Source organism: Streptomyces sp. NPDC012888 (genome assembly GCF_042900645.1).
Lineage (GTDB): Bacteria > Actinomycetota > Actinomycetes > Streptomycetales > Streptomycetaceae > Streptomyces.
In genome coordinates, this window is record NZ_JBIBBM010000024.1 from 1 (window position 1) to 22179 (window position 22179).

The 22179-nt window shown below is 75.9% G+C and carries 19 protein-coding genes; 13 read left to right on the forward strand and 6 right to left on the reverse strand.

Features of this window, described 5'->3' with window-relative positions:
* The first annotated feature begins 170 nt into the window (after nt 1-170).
* From ACFY61_RS31005 to ACFY61_RS31015, 3 genes are all read left to right on the forward strand, one after another.
* Nucleotides 171-638, forward strand: coding sequence for an SRPBCC family protein (locus ACFY61_RS31005; RefSeq protein ID WP_389477562.1), 468 nt, complete (start codon nt 171-173; stop codon nt 636-638).
* A 9-nt stretch (nt 639-647) separates the two neighbouring features.
* On the forward strand, nt 648-2234 hold the full coding sequence (locus ACFY61_RS31010; protein WP_389477564.1) for a phytoene desaturase family protein: 1587 nt from the start codon (nt 648-650) through the stop codon (nt 2232-2234).
* A 228-nt stretch (nt 2235-2462) separates the two neighbouring features.
* Nucleotides 2463-2882: a DUF5133 domain-containing protein gene (locus tag ACFY61_RS31015; RefSeq protein ID WP_389477728.1), complete on the forward strand. Its 420-nt coding sequence runs from the start codon at nt 2463-2465 to the stop codon at nt 2880-2882.
* A 22-nt stretch (nt 2883-2904) separates the two neighbouring features.
* On the opposite strand, the gene ACFY61_RS31020 is transcribed toward ACFY61_RS31015, so the two are convergent.
* Nucleotides 2905-3312, reverse strand: a complete 408-nt coding sequence (locus tag ACFY61_RS31020) for an ATP-binding protein (protein WP_389477566.1) — start codon at nt 3310-3312, stop codon at nt 2905-2907.
* Between the two features lie 121 nt (nt 3313-3433).
* On the opposite strand from ACFY61_RS31020, the gene ACFY61_RS31025 reads away from it, so the two are divergent.
* Both ACFY61_RS31025 and ACFY61_RS31030 read left to right on the forward strand, forming a co-directional pair.
* Nucleotides 3434-3787, forward strand: coding sequence for an STAS domain-containing protein (locus ACFY61_RS31025; protein WP_389477569.1), 354 nt, complete (start codon nt 3434-3436; stop codon nt 3785-3787).
* Between the two features lie 45 nt (nt 3788-3832).
* A complete protein-coding gene (locus ACFY61_RS31030) occupies nt 3833-6232 on the forward strand; it encodes a SpoIIE family protein phosphatase (RefSeq protein ID WP_389477571.1) in 2400 nt (799 codons plus the stop codon).
* Here the strand turns inward: ACFY61_RS31030 and ACFY61_RS31035 are convergent.
* The gene (locus ACFY61_RS31035) at nt 6174-6635 is read right to left on the reverse strand and encodes an STAS domain-containing protein (RefSeq protein WP_389477573.1); all 462 of its coding nucleotides are present in this window, start codon (nt 6633-6635) and stop codon (nt 6174-6176) included. The two genes, ACFY61_RS31030 and ACFY61_RS31035, sit on opposite strands and share 59 nt — an antisense overlap.
* Nucleotides 6636-6773: 138 nt before the next feature.
* On the opposite strand from ACFY61_RS31035, the gene ACFY61_RS31040 reads away from it, so the two are divergent.
* A complete protein-coding gene (locus tag ACFY61_RS31040; protein ID WP_389477576.1) occupies nt 6774-7001 on the forward strand; it encodes a hypothetical protein in 228 nt (75 codons plus the stop codon).
* 60 nt (nt 7002-7061) lie between these two features.
* Here the strand turns inward: ACFY61_RS31040 and ACFY61_RS31045 are convergent, their stop codons facing one another.
* A complete protein-coding gene (locus tag ACFY61_RS31045) occupies nt 7062-7235 on the reverse strand; it encodes a hypothetical protein (protein ID WP_389477578.1) in 174 nt (57 codons plus the stop codon).
* A 45-nt stretch (nt 7236-7280) separates the two neighbouring features.
* Nucleotides 7281-8048 (reverse strand): ANTAR domain-containing protein, encoded by a 768-nt coding sequence (locus ACFY61_RS31050; protein WP_389477581.1) that lies wholly within the window; start codon nt 8046-8048, stop codon nt 7281-7283.
* A gap of 296 nt (nt 8049-8344) precedes the next feature.
* Here ACFY61_RS31050 and ACFY61_RS31055 point away from each other — a divergent pair, with 296 nt between their 5' ends.
* From ACFY61_RS31055 to ACFY61_RS31065, 3 genes are read left to right on the forward strand one after another with little or no spacing between them, the layout of a single operon-like run.
* Nucleotides 8345-10144, forward strand: a complete 1800-nt coding sequence (locus ACFY61_RS31055; protein ID WP_389477584.1) for a thiamine pyrophosphate-requiring protein — start codon at nt 8345-8347, stop codon at nt 10142-10144.
* Between the two features lie 7 nt (nt 10145-10151).
* Nucleotides 10152-11195, forward strand: coding sequence for a DNA topoisomerase IB (locus ACFY61_RS31060; protein WP_389477586.1), 1044 nt, complete (start codon nt 10152-10154; stop codon nt 11193-11195).
* Nucleotides 11196-11231: 36 nt separating this feature from the next.
* Nucleotides 11232-11942, forward strand: coding sequence for a UdgX family uracil-DNA binding protein (locus ACFY61_RS31065; protein WP_389477588.1), 711 nt, complete (start codon nt 11232-11234; stop codon nt 11940-11942).
* 43 nt (nt 11943-11985) lie between these two features.
* Here ACFY61_RS31065 and ACFY61_RS31070 read toward each other — a convergent pair whose 3' ends face one another.
* Together ACFY61_RS31070 and ACFY61_RS31075 are read right to left on the reverse strand one after the other, a co-directional pair.
* Nucleotides 11986-13080 carry an amidohydrolase family protein gene (locus ACFY61_RS31070; protein ID WP_389477590.1) on the reverse strand — a complete coding sequence of 365 codons (1095 nt, stop codon included), beginning with the start codon at nt 13078-13080 and terminating at the stop codon, nt 11986-11988.
* Between the two features lie 30 nt (nt 13081-13110).
* Nucleotides 13111-14433 (reverse strand): cytochrome P450, encoded by a 1323-nt coding sequence (locus ACFY61_RS31075; RefSeq protein ID WP_389477592.1) that lies wholly within the window; start codon nt 14431-14433, stop codon nt 13111-13113.
* A 231-nt stretch (nt 14434-14664) separates the two neighbouring features.
* Between ACFY61_RS31075 and ACFY61_RS31080 the strand changes: the two genes are divergently transcribed.
* From ACFY61_RS31080 to ACFY61_RS31095, 4 genes are all read left to right on the forward strand, one after another.
* Entirely contained in the window at nt 14665-15249 is a 585-nt protein-coding gene (locus ACFY61_RS31080) for a hypothetical protein (protein ID WP_389477594.1), read from the forward strand.
* A gap of 126 nt (nt 15250-15375) precedes the next feature.
* Nucleotides 15376-16533 carry a serine hydrolase domain-containing protein gene (locus ACFY61_RS31085; protein ID WP_389477596.1) on the forward strand — a complete coding sequence of 386 codons (1158 nt, stop codon included), beginning with the start codon at nt 15376-15378 and terminating at the stop codon, nt 16531-16533.
* A 165-nt stretch (nt 16534-16698) separates the two neighbouring features.
* Nucleotides 16699-19725 carry a SpoIIE family protein phosphatase gene (locus tag ACFY61_RS31090; RefSeq protein WP_389477598.1) on the forward strand — a complete coding sequence of 1009 codons (3027 nt, stop codon included), beginning with the start codon at nt 16699-16701 and terminating at the stop codon, nt 19723-19725.
* Entirely contained in the window at nt 19722-22118 is a 2397-nt protein-coding gene (locus ACFY61_RS31095; protein WP_389477601.1) for a SpoIIE family protein phosphatase, read from the forward strand. Before ACFY61_RS31090 ends, ACFY61_RS31095 begins: the two co-directional genes overlap by 4 nt.
* Nucleotides 22119-22179: the final 61 nt, after the last annotated feature.

Below are 22179 nucleotides of genomic sequence, written 5' to 3' on the forward strand. Positions count from 1 at the left end.
CGCCGCGGGGGGGGGGCGGGCGGGGGGGGGGGGGGGGGGCCGCGCCCCCCCCCCCCCCGGGCCCGCCCCCCGGGGGGGGGGGGGCCCCCCCCCCCCCCGGCGCCCCCACCCCGGGTGGGGGCGCCCGCCCCACCCCCCTCCGACCGTTCCGGCACTCCCCGGGAGGAACCATGGCCGTACGGCACCAGCTGATCCACGCGACCCCGTCCGAGGTGTGGGCCGTCCTGGCGGACGGCACCCGCTACGGCGACTGGGTCGTCGGCACCGCGGAGTCGCACGTGGCCCGCGGACGGTGGCCGGAGCTCGGCTCCGCCATCGAGTACACCGTCCGGCTGGGCCCCTGGGAGGCCTCCGGCCACTCCGTGGTCCGGCGGGTCCGCGCCCCGCACGAGCTCGAACTGGAGATCAAGGCCGGTCCGCTGGGCACCGCCCGGGTGGCCCTGGAGGTCCGGCAGTGGGGCGAGGAGGCCCTGGTGATCGCCGACGAGCATCCGCTGCGCGGCCTGGGCGGAGCCCTGCACAACTCGTTCTTCGACGCCCTGATCCAGCTACGTCACCGCGACATGCTGGCCCGCCTCGCCAAGGTGGTCGAGAGGACCGCCGGCTCGCGGACCGAGCCGGTAGGCCAAGGAGGCTGAGGAGACGTCATGCCCGACGCGGTCGTCATCGGAGCGGGCCCCAACGGCCTCGTCGCCGCCAACCTGCTCGCCGACGCGGGCTGGAGCGTGGAGGTCCTGGAGGCCCAGCCGGAACCGGGCGGTGCCGTGCGCAGCGACCGGGGCGTCCATCCCGACTACGTCAGCGACCTGTTCAGCGCCTTCTACCCGCTGGCCGCGGCCTCGCCGGTCATCGCCGGCCTGCACCTGGAACGGGAGGGGCTGCGCTGGAGCGACGCCCCCCGGGTGCTGGCCCACCCGATGCCCGGCGGGCAGTGCGCCGTACTGGAGCGCCGCCCGGAGGACACCGCTGCCCGGCTGGAGGAGTACGCGGCGGGTGACGGCGAGGCGTGGACGGCGCTGTGCGAGGTCTGGCAGCGGCTCGGCGACGGCATCGTGCGCGCCCTGTTCACCCCGTTCCCGCCGGTCCTGCCCGCGGTCCGGCTGCTGGCCGCCGTCCGGAAGGCGGGCGGCCTGGGCCTGGCCCGTCGCCTGGTCCTGCCCGTACGCCGCCTCGCCGAGGAGGAGTTCCACGGCGGGGCCGCCGGCTTGCTGCTCGCCGGCAACGCCCTGCACGCCGACCTGCCGCCCGAGGCGAGCGGCAGCGGTGGCTACGGCTGGCTCATGACCATGCTGGGCCAGCACCACGGCTTCCCCGTACCGGTGGGCGGCGCGGGCGAGTTGACGGCCGCGCTGGTCCGGCGGCTGGAGCGCCGGGGCGGCGCCGTGCGCTGCTCCACCCCCGCCGTGGAGGTGGTCGTACGGGGCGGGCGGGCGGTCGGGGTGCGCACGGCCGCCGGCGAGGCGGTGCCGGCCCGGCGGGCCGTGGTCGCCGACGTCTCCGCGCCGGCGTTGTACGGCCGGCTCGTCGACGAACGCCACTTGCCCGACCGGCTGTTGCGCGACCTGAGGCGGTTCCAGTGGGACTACGCCACCTTCAAGGTGGACTGGGCGCTGGACTCCCCGGTGCCGTGGACCGCCCGCCCGGCGGCCACCGCCGGCACCGTCCACCTCGCCGACGGCATGGACGGCCTCACCGAGTACGCGGCGCAGCTCGCCATGGGGCTGGTGCCGGCCCGGCCCTTCCTGATCCTGGGCCAGATGACCGCGGCCGACGCCACCCGCTCGCCCGCCGGCACCGAGTCGGCCTGGGCGTACACGCACCTCCCGCACCACGTCCGCGGCGACGCCGGCGGGCAGGGCCTGAGCGGCCGCTGGACCGGCGCCGACGCCGAGGCCATGGCCGACCGGATGGAGGAGGTCGTCGAGCGGCACGCACCGGGGTTCAGGGCCGCCGTGGTCGCCCGTCGCGTGCTGGCCCCGCCGACGATGGAGGCGATGGACGCCAACCTCTACGACGGCGCCATCAACGGGGGCACCGCGGCCCTCCACCAGCAGCTGCTGTTCCGGCCGGTCCCCGGCGCGGGGCGGCCCGAGACCCCGGTCCCCGGGCTCTTCCTCGCCTCCGCCTCGGCCCACCCGGGCGGCGGGGTCCACGGAGCCCCGGGGGCCAACGCGGCGCGGGCGGTCCTGCGCCGCCACCCGCTGCGCCGGTGCCGCGGGAACCGGCGGGGGTGAAGCCGCCAGGAAAACGGCAGTTGGCGCGTGCCGAAGCCAACACGGGCGGGCATACCTTCCATACTGTGCGTCATCGTTTCTCCAGCCTTGCCTTGAGTGGGTGATCCCGTGTTGCCTCCTGCTATTCGTCAGTCCCCTGGACATGCTGATACCCCTGCGCCGGAACCGGAGTCGAGGGCCCGCCGGGCGCCGCTGGCGGGGGACCCCACCGAGGCGCGGGCGGTGGGCATGCTGATGGCGGCCACCCCCTGCTCGGCCCGCCAGGCCCAGCGGATCCTCGCGGTCGCGGCGGCGAAGGCGGGCGTCCCGGTGCCGGAGGCCGCGGCCGCCCTGGTCGCGCGGACCGAGGAGGTGCCGCTGCCGGCGCGCCTGGAGCGGGCCCTGCGGCGGGCGGTGCGGGCGGCCAGGACGCCCGCCGAGCAGGACACCGTGCGCCCCTTCCCGCCGGGCCTGGTGCCCAACCGGGCGCGCACCGAAGAGGTGCTGGCCCGCTTCCGGGTCTGCCGCAAGCGGCTGCAGGGGGCGCCGGGGGACCTCGAGGCCCGCCGGGCGATGGAGGACGCCACGTACACCCTCTGCGTGCTGATGGGCCGCCCCACGGCGACGGAGGCGGTCGCGGCCGCCCAGCGGCTCCTCGGCGCGGCCTGACCCCACGGCCCGCGGCCGCCGCCTAGCCGCGGGAAGCCGGGGCGCTGCCTCCGGCGGGCGCCGTCAGCGACACGGTCGCCGTGATCGCCTTGCCGCCGTCGCCGGGTGTGACCGTCACCCCGGTCGACAGGTGCGCGATGAGCTGGAGTCCGACCTTGCGGAAGGGCTCCACCCGATCCGGGCCGCCGCCGGGGAACGCCGGGCCGGCGTCCCGTACGGTCAGCTCCACCCGGTCCCGCGTCACGCGCAGCGTCAGCCCGGTCACACCGCCGGCGTGCCGCTGAGCGTTGGTCACCAGCTCGGTCACCACCAGCAGCACCGCGTCGGTCACCGCGGTACCGGTCACCCCGGCCCGCCGCAGGCACCGCGCGGCGGCCCGGCGGGCCGCGCCGGCCGACGCCGGCACCAGACGGACCTCCGCTCGCGCCATCCGGACCCTTCCGACCGGCCCGCGCCCGGTGACGGGGCCTCACCGGCATCATCGCCGAAAGAACGCGGGCGGGCCGCCCGTGCGACCATCGAGGAAAGTCCCCGGCACAGGGCGGCGCTTCATGCAAGACGAACCACGGTCGGAGAACCCCCAGGTCAGGGTGTTGCCCGACCGGTCCGGGACCCAGGTGGTCCTGCTTTCGGGAGAGGTCGACGCCGACTCGGTGTCCGAGGTCGCCCGGGTGCTGGCCGACGGCGCCCGCGCCGGCCGCCGCCGCGTGGTCGACATCAGCTCCCTCGAATTCGGCGACTCCGCCCTCCTCCACGTGCTGCTCCGGGCGCACGCCGCCGGGCCCCTGGTCATCGCCGGGCCGGTGCCGTCCGGTTTCGGCCAGATCCTGCACGTCACCGGCGCGGACACGGTGCTGAGGCTGGCCCCCGGCCTGAGCTCGGCCCTGGACGGGTTCGATGGCTGAGACCGCACCGGCTGCGTCCGGGCCGAGTCGTGCCATGCTCGAACCATGAGGAGCGTGCGAGGCGGGGACGAGCAGGCGCCGGAACTCCTGGCGCTGGCCAAGACCGTCTCCAGGCTGCGCGACCGGGTGGCCGAGCTGGAGGACACGGCCGCGGCCGCCGCCGTGCTGGAGCGGGCCAAGGGCGTCCTCATGGCCTCCGGGCGGCTTCCCGCGTCCGCCGCCTACGACGAACTGCTGCGCCGCGCCGACGAGCACGACCGGACGCTCCTGGAGGAGTGCTGGGCCGTCCTGGGCGAGGTCCACCCGCGCGGAGCGCCGCCCGCCCGCCCCGCCGGGCAGCCGGGGCAGGAGCCGCCCGGCTCGGCGTTCCGGGTCCGCACCTACCTGGCCCGCAACGGGCCGGCCCCCCGCGGCCGGGAACCCGACGAGGTCCTGGCCGCGCTCGCCGCCGACCTGGCCGGGGCGCACACCGCCCCGGCCGTCGCCGCCTGCCTCAGGAGACACCTGCGGGACGCGGTGGGCGCGGACGCCGTGATGGTCTACCACCGCACTCCCGGGACCGGCCTGGAACTGTGGGCCGCGGCCGGCATGGAACCCCGGCTCACCGAGCAGTGGCGCCACGTGCCGCCCGTGGCGCGCTTCGCCCCGGCCGAGGCGATGGCCACCGGAACGCCCGTCTGGCTGGAGGACCCGGCGCAGGACGCCGGCCGCTACATGGTCGTCGGCGCCCCCGGCCGGTGGCCGTGCCGCGCCTGGTTCCCCGTACCCGCGGGGCCCGGGGCCACCATGGCCGTCGGTGTGCTGTGCACCGGACACGGCCCCTTCACCGAGGCCGCCCGGGAGCTGCTGGCCCGCGCCGCCGAAGTGTGCGCGGCCGCGCTGCACACCGTGGAGTCCGGGGAACTCCGTGACCGGGACCCCGATCTCGACCTGGTGCGGGACCTGTTCACGGCCCTTCCGGGGTCGGCGGTCCTGCTCACCCCGGTCCGCACCGACGACGGGGCCGTCGAGGACTTCCGGATCGACGCCGCCGCCCCCGACGCCGTGGACCTCTCCGGCCGGCGCGGCAAGGAACTCGTCGGCCTGCGCGTCCTGGAGAGCTACCCCACCATCGTCGACACCCCGCTCTGGCAGGGCTACCTCGACGCCCTGGCCACCGGAACCCCGTACGCCTGCGAGCCCTTCACCTACCAGGGGATCGACTCAGGGGTGCCCGGCACCGCCACGTACTCGGGGCAGGCCGTCCCCTGGCACGGCCGGCTCGTCGCCTCCTGGGTCCGGCACGACGACGAGGCCCGCCAGGAGCACCGCCTCGCCGTCCTCCAGCGCCTGGGCAAGCTCGGCTGGGCGCACTGGAACCTCACCGCCGGAACGGTCGTCTGGTCCGACGAGGTCTACGGCATCTTCCGCCGGGACCCCGCGGCCGGACCCATGCGGCTGGAGGAACTGCCCCTGCACCTCATGCCGGACGACCTGCCGGCCCTGGCGGAGGAGGTCCGGCGGCTGCTCGGCGCGTGCGCACCCATCGACCACACCTTCCGCGTCCTGACCGGTGAGGGGGTGCGGCACGTCCGCATCGTCGCCGAGGCGGACACCGACGCCGACGGGGCGCCCGTCGAGGTGCACGGCTTCTTCCAGGACCTCACCGCCCAGCGGCAGGCCGAGCTCGAACTCGTCGAGAGCGAACGCGCCCGCGTGGTCCAGCAGGGCATGCTCCAGGCCGAACGCAACCTCGCCCGCCGGCTCCAGCACGCGCTGCTGCCGATCGCCGAGCGGTCCATGCGCCTGGCCGGCCTGGACGTCGAGGTCGCCTACCTGCCGGCCGAGGGCAGCGGAGTCAACGTGGGCGGGGACTGGTACAGCGCCATCGAACTCCCCGGCGGGCACGCCCTGTTCGTGGTCGGCGACGTGGCCGGGCACGGCCTGGACGCGGTCGCCACCATGGCGCAGCTCCGGTTCACCGCCAAGGGCATGGTGGTCACCGGCTCGCCGCTGACGGAGGCGCTGCACCGCCTGAACACCCTGCTGCTGCACACCGCGGACAGCCAGTACGGCACGGCCACCCTGATCCTCGCCCGGTACGACCCGGTGGAGCAGCGTCTCTCCTGGGTGCAGGCGGGCCACCCGCCGCCGCTGCTGGTGCGGGACGGCGGGAGCGAGTTCCTCAGCCCGCCGGAGGGCATCCTGCTGGGCGCCACCCGCGAGCCGCGGTACACCGAGGCCCGGCTGCGGCTGCGGGGCGGGGACCATCTCGTGTTCTACACCGACGGCCTGGTGGAGAAGCCGAGCGAGCACCTCGACGCGGGCCTGCAGCGGCTCGCGGAGGCGGCCCGGGCCACGTACGGCGGCCGGGGGACGGGCGGTCTGCCCGCCATGCTGTCCCGGCTCATGCCACACGGCCAGCGGCGGGACGACACCTGCGTACTGGCCCTGCACCTCGCCTGACCACGGTTCCGGCGCCGCGGTCCCGCTGCGCGCCGGCCCGGCCGCTCAGGGTGCGCCGCAGCAGCCGGGAGGCGGCGGTGCGGTCGCCGGCGCGGCCCGGCGGGGGCAGGGGGAGGCGGTCGACGAGCTCCAGCAGGCGGAGCGGCCCGGACTGCCAGTCGTACGTGAAGACGGCCGTGCCGCGGCCCTCCGCGAGGGACTGGAAGTCGAGGAGGTGGCCCAGACCGGCGCAGTCCATGAACGTGACGTGCCGCATGTCCCAGACCACCACCGTGGTACCCGGGACGAGGGCCTCCACGGCGGGGGCGAAGGCCGCGCCCGCCTCGTGGTCGAGCTCCCCGGCCGCCGTCACGTGCACGGTGGGGCCGTAGTTCCGCACCCGGACCCGGAATTCCTGCTCCATGACGACCTCCTCCCCGCCGATGGCGGTGTGCTCGCCTGCGTCTACCCGGGGGGACGGCCCGGCAGCCGGGTTTCGGCCCGCGATCTGCGGGCAGCCGCCGGGAGGCGGGGGGCCAGCCCAGTACGGCGGGAGGTCGCCATGGAGGACCAGGGTGGTGCCGGCGGAGTGCCGCTGGACGACCACGGACAGGACGCGGAGCGCCGCAAGCCGCACGCGGAGCGTGCCGGACGCGCGCGCGGTGCGGAACGCAGGACCCGGGCCGCCGACACGGACGAGGCGAGCCGCCTCGACCGGCCCGAGAAGCGCCCGGACCCGGACGACCCGCGCAAGGACCGCACCGAATGGCACGGCCCCCGGGGCGACTGAGCCCGGGCCGTGGCGGCCGTAGGGCCGTCGCCGCCCCCCGGGGGACGGCGACGGCCCGCGTCACGCCCCGTCCGCCAGTACCGCGCGTTGACCAGCGTGACGCCGGCCGCGTTCCTCCCTGAGCTCCACGCGGTGTCCGACCAGTCGGCGCAGCAGGGTGAGCGGGTCGACGTCGCCGGCCGCGGTGTCGCCGTGGCTGACGAACGCCTCGATGACGGGCTGTTCGCGGTTCATGCCGTGGCACCGTTTCCCCGCTCTGGTCCGGCCGTGGGGGCGGGTCTAGTCACGGAATCTGATCCTGCCGGCGATGACGTCGAGCGCCGCCTCGCTCACGGTCCGGCCGTGGGCGAAGGCGTGGGCGCGCAGACGAGCCAGTGCCTGCTGGGGGTCCACCCCGAGGTGCACCATGATCATTCCAGTGGCCTGGTGGACTTCCTCGTGGTCGGTCTCCGCCTTGTCCAGCCAGCTCGCGGGTTGTCCGCCATCCGGTTCCTCCTGCGCCTGGAGGGCCAGCAGTGCCGTGGTGATCGCGTCGGCGGCGGGGAAGGCGAAGGACTGGTCCCGCTCCGAGAGCGGGCCCGGTGAGTCCCTGTAGAGGTCCAGCGTACCGATGGCGAGACCGCTGCCGCCCAGGGGCAGCGAGAACACGGCGCGCACCCCGAGCTCGACCGCCTGCTGGGCGAAGACCGGCCAACGGCGGGCGTCAGGCCCGCCCGTCAGGTCGGCCGCGAGCACCGGCGCGGCCAGCGCGACCGCGCTCTGGCACGGCCCGTCGTCCAGGGTGTACTGGGTCTCGGCGAGCCGCCCGGCCACCTCGTCGGAGGACCACCACAGCGCACGGGCGTCCTGATCGCCGGCCAGCGAGACCGACGCCCCGGTCACGTCCAGCAGGTCCACACACGCGCGGCACAGCATGGCCGGCACCTCACTGCCCGCGACGCCCGACACCGCGTCGGCGAACGCCTCCGACAGGCCCCGCGGCGCCTCGGCACCGGACTGCGGGGGATCGCCGGGGAAGTGCTCCTCGCCAGGAACCTCGGGGTCCACGGTGCCTCACCTCCGTTCGCGGTGCCCGAACCCATCCTCCACCAGCCCGCTCCCCCCGGGGAACTCCGGCGGCCACCGGCGCAGGGCCTGGCGCCGTGGTCAGCTCCCGGCGCAGGGACGGGCGAACAACCGTGCCCGCCGGATCCCCGCCGCCCGCTGCGTCAGGACCCGGAGCGGACGGTACAGGGCTCGACCATCCCACACCCGGCCCCGGTCGGAGCCGTCCCGGGCGGGGTTTCCGCACGCCGCCCGGGGGCAGGCGCGCGGCACCGACCGCTGCCGAAGGAGACGACGCGATGGCCGCCGCCAAGGTCTCGGACCACGTCCTCGAAAGGCTGCGCGCCTGGGGTGTCGAGCACGTCTTCGGCTACCCCGGCGACGGCGTCAACGGGCTGCTGTCCGCCTGGGAGAGGGCCGGAGACCGGCCGCGCTTCCTCCAGGCCCGGCACGAGGAGACCGCCGCACTGGCCGCCGTCGGATACGCCAAGTTCTCCGGCCGCACCGGCGTGTGCGCCGCCACCTCCGGCCCGGGCGCCGTCCACCTCCTGAACGGCCTCTACGACGCCAAACTCGACCACGTGCCCCTCGTCGCCCTCGTCGGCCAGACCGACCGCAGCGCCATGGGCGGCTCCTACCAGCAGGAAGTCGACCTGCACGCCCTGTTCAAGGACGTCGCCGGCGCCTACCTGGAGACCGTCAACGTCCCCCAGCAGCTGCCCAACGTCCTGGACCGGGCCCTGCGCACCGCCCACGCCCGCAGCGCCCCCACCGCCGTCATCCTCCCCAACGACGTCCAGGACCTCCCGTACGAGCCGCCCGCGCACGCCCACAAGATGGTCCCCTCCAGCCTGGACGCGAGCCCCTGGACGGCGGTCCCCGACGACGACTCGGTCGCCCGCGCCGCGGAGGTCCTCAACGCCGGCGAACGCGTCGCGATCCTGATCGGCCAGGGCGCCTCCCGGGCGGCCGCCGAGGTCGCCCGCACCGCCGAACTCCTCGGCGCGGGCGTGGCCAAGGCGCTGCTCGGCAAGGACGTCCTGTCCGACGAGCTGCCCTACGTCACCGGCGCCATCGGCCTCCTCGGCACCCGGCCCTCCTACGAGCTGATGCGCGACTGCGACACCCTCCTGACCGTAGGCTCCAACTTCCCCTACTCGGAGTTCCTGCCCCCGTACGGGCAGGCCCGGGCCGTGCAGATCGACATAGACCCCCACCTCATCGGCCTGCGCTACCCCTACGAGGTCAACCTGGTCGGCGACGCCGCCGCCACCCTGCGCCGGCTGCTGCCCCTCCTCACCCCCAAGTCCGACGGCCGCTGGCGGGACACCGTCGCCGCGAACAACCGGCGCTGGCGCACGGTCATGGCCCGCCGGGCGGCCCTCGCCGCCGACCCCGTCAACCCCGAGTACGTCGCCCACACGCTCGACCGGCTGCTGCCCGACGACGCCATCGTCACCGCCGACTCCGGCTCGGTGGCCAACTGGTACGCCCGGCACCTGACCATGCGCGGCACCATGCGCGGCAGCCTCTCCGGCACCCTCGCCACCATGGGCTGCGCCGTGCCGTACGCCATCGGCGCCAAGTTCGCCCACCCCGACCGGCCGGCGATCGCCCTCGTCGGCGACGGGGCCATGCAGATGAACGGCATGGCCGAGCTGATCACCGCCGCCAAGTACGCCGACCGTTGGACCGACCCCCGTCTGGTCGTCGCGGTGTGGAACAACGGCGACCTCAACCAGGTCAGCTGGGAGCTGCGGGCCCTCGGCGGCAGCCCGCCGTTCGAGGCCTCCCAGTCCCTCCCCGACATCCCCTACGCCGACTTCGCGCGGTCACTGGGCCTCGACGGGATCCGCGTCACCGACCCCGCCGACGTCGAGGACGCGTGGCGGGCGGCCCTGGCGTCGGACGGCCCCGCCGTCCTCGACTTCCGCACCGACCCCGCCGTGCCGCCGATCCCGCCGCACGCCGAGTGGGACCAGATCGAGGCCACCGCGGCCTCTCTGCTGCGGCGCGGCGGCCGCGACCCCCACCTGGTCAAGCAGGGCCTCAAAGCCAAGGTGCAGGAGATGCTGCCGGACCTCGGCAAGGGACGGTGACCGCCCGATGCGGCTGCGCACGAGCCGCCCCGACCGCCCCGGCTGGACCCGGGTGCGCCACGGGAAGGGCTTCCGCTACCTGGACGCCGCGGGCCGGCCGGTCACCTCGGCGGAGGAGCGGGCCCGGATCCGCGCCCTGGTGATCCCGCCGGCCTGGACCGACGTGTGGATCTGCCCCTGGCCCAACGGGCACATCCAGGCCCTGGGCACCGACGCCGCCGGCCGCCGCCAGTACCTCTACCACCCGGCCTTCCGCCGGAAGCAGGAGGAGGCCAAGCACGAGCACGTCCTCGACGTGGCCGCCCGGCTGCCCGCCCTGCGCGAGGCCGTCGCCGAGGACCTGGCCGGCCGGGGACTGACCCGCGACCGGGTGCTTGCCTGCGCCGCGCGCCTGCTGGACCTCGGCTTCTTCCGGATCGGCGGGGTCTCGTACCGCCGGGACCACCAGGCGTACGGCCTGACCACGCTGCTGCGGGAACACGCCGTCTGCCGCCGCGGCGAGGTGTGCTTCGACTTTCCGGGCAAGTCGGCGCGGCAGCAGACCCGCGCACTCGTCGACCCCGCCACCTACGAGGTCGTACGGGCCCTGCTGCGCCGCCGCGACTCCGGCACGCAGCTGTTCGCGTACTGGGAGGCCGGGGCCTGGCACGACGTCCGGGCCGGGGACCTCAACGAGTACCTGCGCCGCAAGGCCGGCACGGACATCACCGCCAAGGACTTCCGGACCTGGCACGCCACCGTCCTGGCCGCCGTCGCCCTGGCCGTGTCCGAGAAGGCGGCGGACGCCTCCCCGACGCGGCGGCGGGCCGCGGAGGCCCGTGCCGTCAGGGAGGTCAGCACCTACCTCGGCAACACCCCGGCGGTGTGCCGCGGCTCCTACATCAACCCGGCCGTCGTGGAGCGGTTCGAGGCCGGGGTCACCATCAGGCGGGCCCTGGACCGGCTGGGCGAGGACGCCGACTACGGGCATCCGGCCACCCACGGAGAGGTGGAGGACGCCGTACGCCGGCTCCTGCTCGACGGGAGGACTGCGGCCGCCCGCGCGGGGTAGCCGCCGGACACGGGTGCGGCGGAGGAAGGTGATCCCATGGACGGCTCCGACGGCTCGGGCTACGACGCCGGCCCCTACCTGCCGGACACCGGGGGACTGGACGCCCTGCGCCGCGCCGCGGCCGGCTGCCGCGGCTGCCCCCTCTTCGCGGCCGCCACCCAGACGGTGTTCGGCGAGGGCCCGCCACGGGCCCGGCTGGTCCTCGTCGGCGAACAGCCCGGCGACCAGGAGGACCGCCGCGGCGCCCCCTTCGTCGGCCCGGCGGGGAACCTCCTGCACAAGGCCCTGGACGAGGCCGGGCTCGCCGACGAGCCCCTCTACCTCACCAACGCCGTCAAGCACTTCAAGTACCTGCGCGAGGAGGGCGGCAAGCGCCGCATCCACAAGCCCCCCAGCCTGCGCGAGATGAAGGCCTGCCGTCCCTGGCTGGCGGCGGAGCTCGCCGTCATCGAACCCGACCTGGTCGTCGCGCTCGGCGCGACCGCCGGCCGGGCCCTGCTCGGCGGCTCCTTCCGGGTCGGCGAGCACCGCGGCGTGCTCCGCCCGATGCCCGCCTACGACGCCCTGGGCACCGACCCCGCGGCCGGCGACGGTGCCGGCGGCGGTGACGGAGACGGCGGCGCGGACGGGCACGGGCGGCTGCTGGCCACCGTGCACCCCTCCGCCGTGCTGCGCGCCAGGGACCGCGAGGAGGCCTACCAGGGCCTCCTCGCCGACCTGCGGACCGCCGCGACCGCGCTGGGCTGAACCCCGCCGGCCCGGCCCGGCCGAGTCCGGCCGGGCCGTGCCGTCAGACGGTCGCCAACTGGGGGATCAGCCGCAGCGCGTTGTCGTGGTAGATGCCCTGCAGCTGCTGCGGGGTGAACGCCGGATCGCCGTCCAGCGCCGGGAACGCCACGTCCACCACCGTGTCGGCCGGAGCGGCCGGCCAGTCCGTCCCGAACAGCACGTGGTCGGCGGGCACGTGCGCCAGCAGCGTCGACGCCGGGGCCATCGGACCGGCCGTGTCGTAGTAGAACCGCCCCAGGTGGTCGCGGACCGCGGCCGGGTCGACCGGCGGGTCGCAGAACCGGCCCAGCGCCTGGAGCCGGTTGGCGATGTACGGCAGGAACCCGCCGGCGTGCGGCAGGATCACCGAGAGGTTCGGGAACCGGTCCAGCGTCCGCTTGCTGATCATGTTGACCGCGGCCCGCGTGGTGTCCAGCAGGAAGTCGCACAGGAAGTTCGGGACACCCGGCACCGTCGCCGCCCCCGGCCTGCCGCCGGGCAGGTTGTGCGGATGCGTGTCCACCACCGCCGCGTGCTCGTCCAGTTCGTGGAACAGCCGGTCGTACGAGGAGTCCCCGAGGTAGACGCCGCCGTAGTTGGCCGTCACGTTCACGCCGACCGCGCCGAGCTGGCCCAGCCCCCGCCGCACGGCCCAGGACGAGGCGTCCGGATCGTCCAGGAACAGCGGGACGTAGAAGGCGAACCGCCCCGGATGCGCCTGCGCCGTCGCCGTCATCGACTGCAGGGTGATGTTGACGGCCTCGCGCAGCTGCGCCGTGGAGTGGTAGCGGGCCGGCAGCATCGGCTTCAGCACGGCGGTCGCGATGCCCGCCCGGTCCATGAACGCCACCGCGGCGTCCGTGTCCAGCCGCGACCACGGCGGCAGCTTCGCGGGGTCGACCAGGCCGAGCCGCTCCGCCCACTCCCGCCACTCCGGCGCGCAGTAGTGGTGGTGCATGTCGATCTTCCGGTGGGCCGCGTGCGCCTCCTCCGCGGCCGGCGCGTGACCGTCGCGGGCCACGCGCACGAACTCCACCGTGCCCACCGGGGAGATCCGCAGTTCCGTCTCCGGCGCTCCCGCGAGACGCGGTCCGGAGCTACTCGGGAAGTTCGGCATGCCAGGTGCACCGCCCGTCGGGGTTGGGGATCAGCGTTCTGAGGCCACGGAGGCCAGGTCGGGGCCGGCGGCCGGACCGCCCGCGCGGGACGCCGGGGCCGGCTCCAGGACGAGGTCCAGCCGCTCCAGGCCCCGGAACGCCGCCACCGGCCCCTTGAGCCAGGCGGCTTCGCTCCGCTCCGGGTCCGCCAGCCGCATCTCCGGGAAGTCCCGCAGCAGGCAGGTCAGCGCGACCTCCAGTTCGAGCCGGGCCAGCGGCGCGCCCAGGCAGTAGTGCGTTCCGTGGCCGAAGCCCAGGTGGGTGCCCTGGATCCCGTCCCGGGTCACGTCCAGCACGTCGGGGGAGTCGAACCGCTCCGGGTCCCGGTTCGCCGAGGAGATGGCGATCTGGACCAGGGAACCCTTGGGGATCAGGGTGCCCCGGACCTCGGCGTCCTCGGCCGCGTAACGGAACGTGGACGACTCCACCGACCCCTCGAAGCGGACCATCTCCTCCACCGCGCCCGGGATCAGCGCCGGCTCCTGCCGCAGCCTCGCCAGCTGGCCGGGGTCGAGCAGCAGGTCCAGGACGCAGTTGCCGATCTGGTACGCGGTCGTCTTGTGACCGGCGAAGAAGATCACCCACAGCGAGGAGACCAGCTCCGCGTCGTCGAGGCCGTCCTCCGCCCGGACGAGGTCCCCGAGGAAGGAGTCGGAGGGGTTCCGGCGGGTCTGCGCGATCAGCCGGGCCAGCCGGTCCTGGAGCCACTCCTCGGCGGCCGCCAGCTCCGCCCGCTTCGACGGGTCGAACCGGGACCTCGTCACCACCGAGAACTGGGCGAGGATCTCCGGCCGGTCGCCCTCCGGGATGCCGATCAGGTCGCACAGGACGGTGATCGGCAGCGGGAACGCGAGCGCGGTCATCAGGTCGACCGTGCCCGCCCCACGACAGGCGCCCAGCAGCCGCTCGGTGACCTCGGTGATCCGGGGCCGCATCCCCTCCACCCGGCGCGGCGCGAAGGCGGTCCGCAGGGCCCGGCGCAGCCGGGTGTGCCGGGGCGGGTCGGAGAACAGCACGTTGTCGTCGAGGGCGTCGAAGAAGCTGCCGTACACCGCGTGGTAGGTGTCGAGGGCGCCGTGCATGTCCTTGCTGAACCGCGGGTCGGACAGGGCGTCACGCGCGTCGTCGTACCGCGTGATCAGGTACGTGTCGATGCCGTGCGGCGGGGTCAGCCGGCACACCGGCGCCCGCTCCCGCAGCGCGGCGTAGACCGGGTGCGGGCACTGCCGGTACTCCGGAGCCCCCCGGGAGACCGCCGCCACCATCTCGTGCAGCTCCCCGCCAACCTCCGCCGCCGCGTCACCCGTCGACATGATCTCCGCACCTCCGTGCCCTGGCCTCGCCGTACGCAGGACACACAGGTTCCCGGCGGCGCCCGGCCGCGAAACTCCCCTGGCCCGTTCGGCCGTCCGCCGACCGGTGGGCCCCCGGGCGGCGGTCCGCCGACCGGCGGTCAGCCGTCCGGCCCGGCCGCCTGGCGGCCGCCGCGGACGCCGGGACAGGCTGCTGGCACAGCCGGCCCGTTCCCGAAGAGGAGTTCCCGCATGCACCGACGCCTTCCCCTCGTCCTCAGTACGGCCCTCTCCCTCGCCCTGGGCGCGCTCGCCGCACCCACCGCCGCGTCCGCCGCGTCCCCCGCGTCCGGCTCCGAGACCGGGCGGGCCCTCGCCGAACGCTCCCGCACCTACCGGGCCACCGCCCCCTACCTGCTGCACGCCAACGCCGTGAAGGCGGGTTACGTTCCGGACAAGTACTGCGTCTACGACCGGACGGCGGGCACCGGCGCCCTCGGCTACCCCCACTTCAACCACAAGCTCGACGGTTCCACGGACCCCGCCAAGCCGACCGCGTTGTTCTACGAGGACGACAAGCGGGGCGGAAAGCGCCTGGTCGGAGTGCAGTGGGTGGTCTTCGACCGGGACCAGGACCCCACCACCACCGACGACCGCCCCTCCCTCTTCGGCACCCCCTTCAAGGGCCCCCTCAAGGGCAACTTCCCCGGCCAGCCGCTCCACTACGCCCTGCACCTGTGGCTGTGGAAGAAGAACCCCAAGGGCGAGTTCACCACCTTCAACCCGGCCGTGACCTGCCTCCCCGGCACCACGCGGCCGCCGAACCCGGCCGCCTGACCCCACCCCGCCCGGGTGGCCGGAAAACGCCCCTGCACCGCAGCCGTGATCAACCCCGCGCCCCCGCCCCCGGTCCTCATCCCCGACCGGGGGAACCCGCCCCCGGCGGGCGACAAGGAGACGCACATGGCAGGTCGTACGACGCGCCGGATCACACGGGGAGCGCTGGCGGTGGCCGCGGCCGCCGCGGTGGCGGTCACCGGGCTCACCGGCGGCGCGTACGCGGCACCGGCGGACGGCGGCCACCGGGCCACCCGGCAGGCACTGGAGGAAGCCGTCGCGGCGGGAGCACCCGGCGCGCTCGCGGTGGCCGAACGCGGCCGGCACACCTGGGCGGCCGCGGCCGGCGCCGGCGACCTGGACACCGGCGAACGACGGCGCCCCCACGACCGGTTCAGGGCCGGCTCCATAACCAAGACCTTCGTGGCCACCGTCCTGCTCCAGCTCCAGGCCGAGGGCCGGCTCCGCCTCGACGACAGCGTCGAGCGCTGGCTCCCCGGAGTGCTCAAGGGCAACGGGCACGACGGACGGACCGTCACCCTGCGCCAACTCCTCAACCACACCAGCGGGGTGTACGACTACACCTCCGACCCCGGCTTCGCCCGCCAGGTCTTCGGCGACGGGTTCCTGCGCCACCGCTACGACACCTGGCAGCCCGAGCAGCTCGTGCGCGTGGCCACGGCCCACCCCCCGTACTTCGCCCCCGGCACCGACTGGCGCTACTCCAACACCAACTACGTCCTGGCCGGCATGGTCATCGAGAAGGCCACCGGCCACACCTACCAGAAGGAGGTGGAGCGGCGGATCCTGCGCCCCCTCCGCCTCGACGCCACCCAGCTGCCCGGAACCCGCGCGCGGATGCCCGAACCCTCGGCGCGGGCCTACTCCAGGCTGAACCCGGAGGGCACCGGCCCCACCCACGACGTCACCGAACTCAACCCCTCGATCGCCTGGGCCGCCGGCGAGATCGTCACCGACGCCCGCGACCTGAACGACTTCTACCGGGCCCTGCTCTCCGGCCGCCTGCTCGGGCCGCGGCAGCTGCGCGAGATGACCACCACCGTGCCCGTCCCCGGCGCGCCGGAGGCCCGCTACGGGCTGGGCATCATGAGCGTCCGGCTGTCCTGCGGCACCGAGGTGTGGGGCCACGGCGGCGGCATCCACGGATCGGCCTCCCAGGCCGTCTCCACCCGTGACGCCCGGCACTCCCTCGCCCTCAACCTCAACGGCGACTGGGCCGGCGACCCGCAGAAGGTCGTCGAGGCCGAGTTCTGCGGCAAGTAGCCGCCCCGCCCCACCCGCCCCGCAGCGCGCCCCCGGGTCCACGTCATCCACGTGTCCGGGGGCGCTTCGGCGCCGTCACCGTCGCCCCGCTTCCCGTACGGCCTCCGTGCGGATGCGGCGCCCGCACGGACAGGCGCATCCTGGCTGTGTGACCGGGAGAGAGGTGTGACCGGGAGGCCGGACGACGGCGGACGGGTTCCGGACGAGTTGGCCCTGGTGCTCGCCCAGGCCACGGTGGGCGCGATCGGCGCCGTCGGCGGCTACGCCGGCGGGGTGTACCTGCGCTCCGGCACGGGCGGACTGCTGCGGCTGGCCGTCATCGCCGGCCTGCCCGGACCCCTGTTCCGCCCCTGGTGGCGCATGCACGCCAACCGGCCCTTCCCGGTGGCCGACGCGCACCGCTCGGGCCAGGCCGTCCACCTCGCCGACCCGGAGGAGGCCATGCGGCGCTACCCCCAGCTGATGGCCGGGCTGCCCTACCCCTTCGGCTCCCTGTACGCGCCCGTGGCCGCCGCGTCCGAGCGCTACGGCGTGCTGATGGTGCTGCGCGCCGCCACCCCGGGCGCCGTCGTCAGCGGCGCCGACCGCCGCCGGCTGTCGGAGGCCGCCGACGGGCTGGCCGGACGGCTCGCCGCCCTCGCCGCCGACGGCTCCCCGGTCGTCTGGGAGGACGAACCGGTCGGCGTCACCCTGCCCGCGCCGGCCGCCGCGCCCCTGCGCACCGGACGCTTCCGCTGGGACCTCGACACCGGCGAGGTCACCGGCGATCCCGGCCCGGACGCCGCGGGCCTGGACCCCGCCTCGCTCTCCGGCGACGCGGCAGCGCTGACCGCCGACTGGTGCCCCGAGGACCGGTACGGCCTGTGGGCCCTCGCCCGCGAACTCACCGAACCCGGCGGGCCCCCCGCCCGCCGCCTGACCCTCTCCCACACCGGCGGCCGCCGCCTGGTCCTCGACCTCACCCCCCTCCCCGCCCCGTCACCCCGCACCCCGACCGCCCCGCCGGCCCCCGAACCGCCCCCGGCCGGCGGCCCCTCCGACGCCTCCCGGGCACCCGCCGGTACGAACCCCGCCGGCCCGGCCCCGGACGGCACGACGCCCGCCGGCAGGAAACCGGGAGACGCGACACCGAGCGGTCAGCCACCCGCCGGTCCGCCCCGGGAGGACACGACCCCGGCCGGGGCCACGCCCGGCGGTACCGAACCCGGCGACACGGCGCCGGACGCCACCGCACGGGCCGGGGACACCCCCGGCGCCGCGCCGCCCAGCGGCAGCGCACCGGCCGGCCAGGCCGCGGCCGGCCCGGCCGCGGCCGGCCCGGCCGCGGCCGGTACGAGGCGCGCGGGCCCGGCCCCGGGCGGCCCGGCCCCGGCCGGGGACACTGCCGGCGGCCCGACGGCGCACGGCGGCACGGGAGCGGGCGGCACGGGAGCGGGCGGCACCGCGGCCGGTGGCACCGCGGCCGAAGGCACCGCAGCCGGTGATACCGCAGCCGGGGGCACCGCGGCCGGCGGCTCCGGGCCCGGGGGTGGGCGGGCGCGGCTGGTGGCCGGGCTGGTCCTCGACCTCGGTGCCGACCCGCTCACCGCGCAGGCCGCCGACCACCTCCCGCAGGCCGTCCTCGCCCTCGACCGGCTCGGCCGCGTCACCTACGTCAACAGCGGCGTCCACGCCCTCCTCGGCCAAGGCCACAGCCGGCCCGAACTCGTCGGCCGGGTGCTCTGGGAAGTCCTGCCCTGGCTCGGCCACCCCGCCTACGAGGACTACTTCCGGGCCGCCCTCATGGGCAGCGACCCGGTCCGCTTCCTCGCCCGCCGCTCCCCCCACGACTGGCTCTCCGTCGCCCTCCACCCCGGCCCCCACGGCGTCACCGTCACCCTCGACGCCGAACGCCGCCCCGCCTACGCCACCGGCTCCCCCGTCCCGCCCGGCCCCGGCCCCGACCCCGGCGTCACCCCCGCCGACCGGACCACGGCCCTCTACCGCCCGGTCGCCCTCGCCATCGCCCTCACCGAGGCGGTCACCGCCCGCCAGGTCTCGGCCGTCGTGACGGAGGAACTCCTGCCCGCCTTCGGCGGCCGCCAGCTCGCCATCTACCTGCTCAACGAACGCCACCTCTACCTCGCCTGGGAGACCGGCTTCCCCCAGGGCTTCCTCGACCGCTTCGACGGCGTCTCCCTGGAAGCCCGGATCCCCGGCGTGGAGACCCTCACCACCGGCCGCCCCATCTTCTTCGAATCGATGCAGCACCTCGCCGCCGCCTACCCCGGCATCGCCCTCGACGCCCACACCGGCGCCCGCGCCTTCCTCCCCCTCATCGCCTCCGGACGGCCCGTCGGCTCCTGCATCCTCGGTTTCGACCAGCCCCGCGGCTTCAGCGCCGAGGAACGCACCGTGCTCACCGCCCTGGCCGGCCTGATCGCCCAGGCCCTCGAACGCGCCCAGCGCTACGACTCCGAGGCCGCCCTCGCCCGCGGCCTCCAGGACGCCCTCCTCCCGCACCGCCTCCCCGTCCTCGCCCACGTCGAGACCCACGGCCGCTACCTCCCCGGCACCGCCGGCATGGAGGTCGGCGGCGACTGGTACGACGTCATCGAGACAGGCGCCGGCACCCTCGCCCTGGTCATCGGAGACGTCCAGGGACACGGCGTACCGGCCGCCGCCACCATGGGCCAGCTGCGCAGCGCCGTACGGGCGTTCGCCCTCATCGGCAACGCCCCCGACGAGGTCGTCAGCGGCACCAACCGGCTGCTGATCGACCTCGACCCCGGCCAGTTCGCCAGCTGCTGCTACGTCCTCCTCGACCCCGAGACCGGCGCCGCCCGGGCGGTCCGCGCCGGGCACCCGCAGCCCCTGCTCCGCCACGCGGACGGCCGCACCGTGGTCCTCGACCTGCCCGGGGGAGTGGTCCTCGGCGTCGACGGCGACGCGGTCTACCCCGTCACCGAACTGTCCCTCGAACCGGGCGACGTACTCGCCCTCTACACCGACGGACTGGTCGAACAGGCCGGAACCGACATCGACGTGGGCGTCGAGCGGGTCCGCTCCGCGCTGGCCGGCGCCGCCCCCGCCGGCCTGACCGAGCTGGCCGACCGCCTCGTCCGCGCCGCCGGCGAGGCCGGCGGCCGCCCCGACGACATCGCCCTGCTGCTCGCGGCGCGCTGGGACACCGACGGGAGGCGGGCCCCATGAGCGCGGTCCCCGGATTCGGCCGGCCGCACGGCCCCCTCGACGTCTCCCGGGCGGCCATGGCCGTACTCGACGGCCACGGCCGGGTGGTGGGCTGGAGCCCGGCCGCCGCGGAACTGCTCGGCTACCCCGCCGGCGAGGTCCTCGGCCGCGCCTTCGCCGGACTCGTCGCCGACACCGCCGAACCCGAACTCCCGCCCGGCCTGCGGCGCGTGCTCCGGCTGCGCCGCCGCGACGGACGCACCTGCCGGATCGCCGCCGCCGTACTCGCCCTGACCGCCGGGGACCGCGACGGCGAGGACGACCGCGACCTCCTCGGCCACGACCCCAGGGCCCTCCGCCCCACCGGACCCGGCCGCCTCGTCGCCATGGCCGACGCCGCCGAGACCGAGCAGTGGGAAGCCCTCCAGTCCATGCTGAACGGACTCGCCACCCAGTCGCCCGTGGGCCTCGCCATCTACGACACCCACCTGCGCGTGGTCTGGACGAACGCCGCCCTCTACAAGGAGATGGGCCCCGCCCAGTACGAGGGAGTCGGCCCCGACGACATGGTGACCCACGGCCTCGTCCTCACCCCCGGCATGCCCCCCACCCTGGAGGAGGTGATGGCCGGAGTGCTGCGCACCGCGGAACCCGTGATCGAACTGCACTACCGCGGCCGGCCGCCCTCCGCCCCCGACCGCGACCACGTCTGGTCCTGCTCCTACTACCGACTGGAGGACTCCGAGGGCACCCCGCTCGGCGTCTGCGAGGAAACAGTCGACATCACCGCCCGCTACCTCGCCCAGCAGCGGCTCGACCTGCTGGTCCGGGCCGGCCGCAGCGTCGGCACCACCCTCGACATCGCCCGCACCGCCGGGGAGTTCGCGGCCGTCACCACCCCCCACTTCGCCGACTCCGTCACCGTCGACCTGCTGGAGACCGTCCTCGACGGCGACCGCCCGGCATCCGGCCCGGCCGCCGGCCAGGGCCCCGACGGCCGCATGGTCCGGATCTGGCCCCCCGACGGCCGCACCGTCGTGCACGACCCCCGCTCCGTACGCGGCCGGGCCCTGGACACCTCCCGCCCGGTCCGCGCACCCGGCCTGCTCGCCGTACGCCTGCGCGCCGAGGGCGCCAGCCTCGGCATCGCCGCCTTCTCCTGGGACCACCGCAGCGACCCCTTCGACGCCGGCGAGATCGCCGTCGCCGACGAACTCGCGGCCCGCCTCGCCGTGTGCATCGACAACGCCCGCCGCTACGCCCGCGAACACGCCGCCGCCCTCACCCTGCAGCGCAGCCTGCTGCCCCGGCTGCTGCCGCGGCTCTCCGCCGTCGACCTCGCCTGCCGCTACCTGCCCGCGGACCCCCGGGCCGGGGTCGGCGGCGACTGGTTCGACGTCATCGCCCTGTCCGGCACCCGCGTCGGTCTCGTCGTCGGCGACGTGGTCGGCCACGGCCTCGCCGCCGCCGCCACCATGGGCCGGCTGCGCACCAGCGTGCGCGTGCTGGCCCGGATGGACCTCGCTCCCGACGAACTCCTCGCCCGCCTGGACGACCTCGTCACCCAGGGCGCCGACAACCGCGCCGGAGCGCGCGGCGCCGGCCCGGAAGCGCCCGAGGACGAGGCCCTCGGCGTCACCTGCCTCTACGCCGTGTACGACCCGGTGACCGGCACCTGCACCATGGCCCGCGCCGGGCACCCGCTGCCCGCCGTCGTCGACCCGGCCACCGGGACGGTCACCTTCCCCGAACTGCCGTCCGGCCCCCCGCTGGGCCTCGGCGGCCTCCCGTTCGAATCCGCCGAACTGACCCTCACCCCGGGCAGCCTCATCGCCCTCTTCACCGACGGCCTCGTCCAACACCGCGACCTGGACCTGGACGAGCGGCTCGACACCCTGCGCACCGTCCTGGCCCGCCCCGGCCGGCCCCTGGAGGACCTCGCCGACGACGCGGTCGCCGCCCTGCTGCCCGGACCGGCCGACGACGACGCGGCCCTGCTGCTGGTCCGCACCCGGGTCCTCGGCGGACACCAGGTCGCCGTGTGGGAGCTGACCCCCGACCCGCGGGCCGTCGGCCGGGCCCGCGCGCAGGCGGCCGAACAGGTCCGCGCCTGGGGCTTGGAGGAACTCGTCTTCACCACCGAACTGGTCGTCAGCGAACTCGTCACCAACGCCATCCGGCACGCCGCCGCGGGCCCCGTCCAGCTCCGCCTGATCCGCGACCAGACCCTCATCTGCGAGGTCTCCGACTCCGGCCACACCTCCCCCCACCTGCGCCACGCCGCGGGCGACGACGAGGGCGGCCGCGGCCTGTTCCTGGTGGCCCAGACCACCCAGCAGTGGGGCACCCGCTACACCTCCACCGGCAAGACGATCTGGGCCGAACAGGCCCTGCCCGGCCCGGAAACCGATTGACGCCGACGGCGGGCCCCGCGCAGCATCGGAGCGCCCACGAACACCCCACCCACAGGAGACG